The organism is Planktothrix sp. FACHB-1355, assembly GCF_014748295.1.
Lineage (GTDB): Bacteria > Cyanobacteriota > Cyanobacteriia > Cyanobacteriales > Aerosakkonemataceae > Aerosakkonema > Aerosakkonema funiforme_A.
Genome location: NZ_JACJUP010001140.1, coordinates 1 through 2252 on the forward strand (window position 1 = coordinate 1; position 2252 = coordinate 2252).

Genomic DNA, 2252 nt, shown 5'->3' on the forward strand with positions numbered 1-2252 from the left:
CTTTTAATGCACTAATTATTTACAATACTTGCTAAATTGTCCAGACTGTCAACCCCAGCCCGCCTTCTATAGAAACGTGAAAAATCAAGCGATCGCAGCGTTACAGCAGTTGCTTAATTTATTATTAAAACGCCAAAAAATTTTTAACCTATATTTAACTTATACAGTTAAAAAATAATTAAATTTAAGGCCAAACAGAAAAATCTTCGGCAAACTGAGAAAGGGATAAAAGCTGAATCCGCTTGTCATAGCGAATAGATTCGTGTTGCGCTTGAGTATTGTAGCCCCAATCTGCCAAATAAAGCCTTACCTCATTCAATTCTGGCTGATTTTTCACCCCTTGCAGCGTTTTCAGCCGATCTTCCACAAACCAGATCGCTGGGGATTCAGCTGAAGCCTCTATCAATTCGATTAAAAGTTGAGACTTAGGACGCCGATACTCTTTACCAAAGATCGATCCTTCAGACATCGCGATATTCTGTTCCTGCAATAGTTGCCGAACAAATCGTCCCTCTTTAGTCGTGATAATATAAAGCTGAACCGGACTGGCAATAATTTGTTGCAATCGTTCTACAACTCCCGGATAAAAGCGATGCAGACTCAGCCATTCGGCTAAATTGCTGGCAATCCATTCATCCCTGATGCTGTCCAGCTTTGCGCCCATATCTGTAGCTTTCAGACCTTCTCCAACGAGGATTTGCTGAGCGATCGCTACCCAATCCTGCCAAATCTTCTCCTCCGGTATACCCACCAGTAAGGCACGCAGCAGCACAGGCATTTCCCAGCCCACCTCAATCACAGGTCGCAGGTGATAAAACCTCGCCGCTAAATCCTCCGGCGGCGTTAAATTTGTAGGCGACCACACTTGACAATAAGTGCGCCAAGCCGTCTCAAAGTACTCGATCAGCCCGTCGCAAATAACACCGTCAAAATCGAGAGCTAGAATGTTGGGATTATTTTCTGACATTTTTTTAATTAACTGGGGTGCAAGGATTCGAACCTCGGAATGTCTGGACCAAAACCAGATGCCTTACCACTTGGCGACACCCCATCGCGCTGCCTTAACTATATTAACAGTTGGTTACGGTAGTTTGTCAAGTATTCCCACGAAAGTATCAAAATTTTTTCGATCGATTTGGGGATAGGGCGTCGGGGTGAGGGGAGCGGGGGAGCGGGGGAGCGGGGGAGTGAGAAAATAAATATTTTTCCCTCTTCCTCTTCCCTCTTCCCTAACCCCGACGCCCTAATCCCTATCCCCTGCGATTAAGCTGGATAAATCCGCAGCCGTCGATTCGGCTCATCGCCAAAACTGGTCGATCGCAAACGGTAATGCTCTACCAGCTCATGTTGCATCTTTCGCACCGTAGCCGATCGCGGTAACAATTCCACCGGCTGACCCTTGGGAATCACAATTTGCTCCACAGCCAATCGCGCTTCTTCCAAAGCTTCCAGCTCGTCATCGCTGCCACTTTGGGCAAACAGCCGCAGATCCGCAGTTTCCGGCAAACTGGTGTCATCGATATTCAACATCCGTTGCAGAGCGTGGACAATCTGCGGGATATTGCTGTCCTTGATCGCATGGATAGGAAGGTGATGCGCTTTAGCAACGTGTCGCAACTTAGAATGATTTTTAACGTGCGACCTGAGCGCCAACACTGCATCAGCACTATCCAAGTCTTTTGTCAAGACTACAGGCAAATTCAGTACCCGAATCGCTTGTTCCAACTGATGGCGGCTGACACCATAGGGATAGACGTGCAGGGGCAAATCTTCCCCATTCGGCCCAGATGTTTTGGCATCGACATCAAAAAAATCCGCCTGTGGGAAAGAAGCATCCAGCAACTGCTCGAAACTGGTAGTTTCATTATGGCTATGGCGATCGGTTTCTGCCTTTGCAGGTATCGGCGTCATTTGCCCAGAAGCTCGCCAGCCCATCGGTCGCCAAGACGGTGTAGGTTGCCCTAAAGCTGGAGCAGCCGGCAACTCCCGCGTAATCTTGACTTCACCGGTATCGCTGACTGTCCTGACTTGCAAACTCGGTTGCCGTCCCCGCAGCAAACTATCCACAGTTTCCGCAGTACTTTCGTGTACCACCCAGCGTTGCCGTTCCAGCATTTCCACCGCAATTTCAAATGTGGGCGGCGCTTTGCGCTCCAACACCGTTTTTTGAGAACCCCGGCGGCGAGCTTCTTCATCTCCCAAAGTTACAGCCTGAATACCGCCCACCAAATCAGATAGCGTAGGGTTTTTCA

2 protein-coding genes and 1 tRNA gene are annotated in these 2252 nt (G+C 48.4%); all 3 read right to left on the reverse strand.

Annotated features, from left to right (window positions below; all coding sequences use genetic code 11):
• Positions 1-184 precede the first annotated feature (184 nt).
• A complete protein-coding gene (locus H6S82_RS29975; RefSeq protein WP_190460916.1) occupies positions 185-967 on the reverse strand; it encodes an HAD family hydrolase in 783 nt (260 codons plus the stop codon).
• A gap of 12 nt (positions 968-979) precedes the next feature.
• Positions 980-1051 (reverse strand) — tRNA-Gln (locus tag H6S82_RS29980).
• 212 nt (positions 1052-1263) lie between these two features.
• A partial coding sequence (locus tag H6S82_RS29985; RefSeq protein WP_277926611.1) for a R3H domain-containing nucleic acid-binding protein occupies positions 1264-2252 on the reverse strand: 989 nt, incomplete at its 5' end.